This is a genomic window from Binatus sp. (SeqCode) (genome assembly GCF_036522015.1).
GTDB lineage: Bacteria > Desulfobacterota > Binatia > Binatales > Binataceae > Binatus.
In genome coordinates this window covers 1-1,630 of sequence record NZ_DATDGQ010000275.1, presented here as the reverse complement: position 1 = coordinate 1,630, position 1,630 = coordinate 1, and the positions used below count along the sequence as shown (strand labels likewise).

At 63.7% G+C, this 1,630-nt stretch carries 2 protein-coding genes; one reads left to right on the top strand and one right to left on the bottom strand.

Annotated elements, in window-relative coordinates; all coding sequences use genetic code 11:
* Positions 1–993, bottom strand: a 993-nt coding sequence (gene purH / locus VIW95_RS11865) for a bifunctional phosphoribosylaminoimidazolecarboxamide formyltransferase/IMP cyclohydrolase (RefSeq protein ID WP_331586700.1), incomplete at its 3' end; no start/stop codon positions are given.
* 22 nt (positions 994–1,015) lie between these two features.
* On the opposite strand from purH, the gene VIW95_RS11860 reads away from it, so the two are divergent.
* Positions 1,016–1,630, top strand: a 615-nt coding sequence (locus VIW95_RS11860; protein WP_331586698.1) for a fumarylacetoacetate hydrolase family protein, incomplete at its 3' end; no start/stop codon positions are given.

Genomic DNA, 1,630 nt, shown 5'->3' with positions numbered 1-1,630 from the left:
GGCAATGGCTTCGATGAACGTCTTGGCGATCTCGTCCGCAGTTTCTTCATCCACCGGCCGGTTGAACGCCAGAACGCCGCCGTAGGCCGACACCGGGTCGGCTTCAAACGCGCGGCGATAACTTTGGCCGACCGTCGCGCTTTCCGCGCAGCCGCACGGATTGGTGTGCTTGATCACTGCCGCGGCGGCCGCGTCGAACTCGCCGGTCAACTGCCAGGCCGCGTCCAGGTCCACCAGGTTGTTGTAGGAAAGCTCCCTGCCCTGGAGCTGCTCCGCGCCCGCGACACCCGCGACGCCGGAGGCATAGAGTGCGGCCGACTGGTGCGGATTTTCGCCGTAACGCAGCGCCAGGCGACGCGGCGCGCGGATGTCGAGCGTGGCGGGTACCGCGTCGCCGGTCGGCGGAATCTCGGCAAGGCGGAGCGAGATCGCGCGATCGTAGGCGGCCGTCGCCGCGAAAGCTTTTTTCGCCAGGCGCCAGTGCGTTTCTTCCGATAGCGCTCCGCCCGATTGGAGTTCGGCGACGATTTCAGCGTAGTCGGCCGGCGAGGTCACGACGGCGACGTCCTGCCAGTTCTTGGCCGCCGCGCGGATCATGGTCGGTCCGCCGATGTCGATGTTTTCGATAAGCTCCTCGAGCGTCGCGTCCGGCCGCGTCGCGATTTTTTCGAATTCATAGAGATTCACGCACACCAGGTCAATCGCCGGAATTTCGTATTCCTCGAGCGCGCGCATATGCGCAGCCCGCGAGCGTATCGCCAGGATTCCGCCCGCGATGCGCGGATGGATGGTCTTCACTCGGCCGTCCAGCATTTCCGGAAATCCGGTGACGCTCTCGACGTCAGCGAGCGGCGCGACACCGGCTTCGTTCAGGACGCGGAACGTCCCGCCCGTCGACACAATCTTGATGTCGAGCGCGGCAAGCGCGCGCGCGAATTCGACGATTCCGGTTTTGTCGGTGACGCTCATCAGAGCGCGATGAATGCGAGGCATGAAATGATATTCTTACACGCTTATGCGACTCGTCACCTTCCGCCGGCCGGGCGGCGCTCCCGAAGCCGGCGTCATCTCCGGAGAAACCGTAACCGGACTCGGCTCGGACATGTTGTCGGTAATCGCGTCGGGCGCGAAATCGGGCGGACCGTCTTTTAAAATTGCGGACGTGCAACTCCTCGCGCCCATTCCACACCCTCCCAAGCTGATCTGCGCCGGACTGAACTATCGCGATCACGCGGCGGAGGTGGGCATGGAGATTCCCACGGTCCCCACTATCTTCAGCAAATTTTCGAACGTCGTCATCGGCCCGGGCGTGCCGATTGTTCTGCCCAAAGCTTCTGCGCGGCCCGATTACGAAGCCGAGCTCGCCTTTGTGATCGGCCGCGGCGGACGCCACATTGCGCGCGCGCGCGCGATGGAACATGTGTTCGGCTATACCATCGTCAACGACGTGAGCGCCCGCGATTTTCAGTTGGCGACGTCGCAATGGCTGATGGGCAAGACCTTCGATACGTTCGCGCCCATGGGCCCGTGGATCGCGACGGCGGATGAAATTGCGGATCCGCACGCGCTCGACATTTGGCTCGAAATCGGCGGCGAGCGGCTCCAGAGCTCGAACACGCGCGAGCTGATT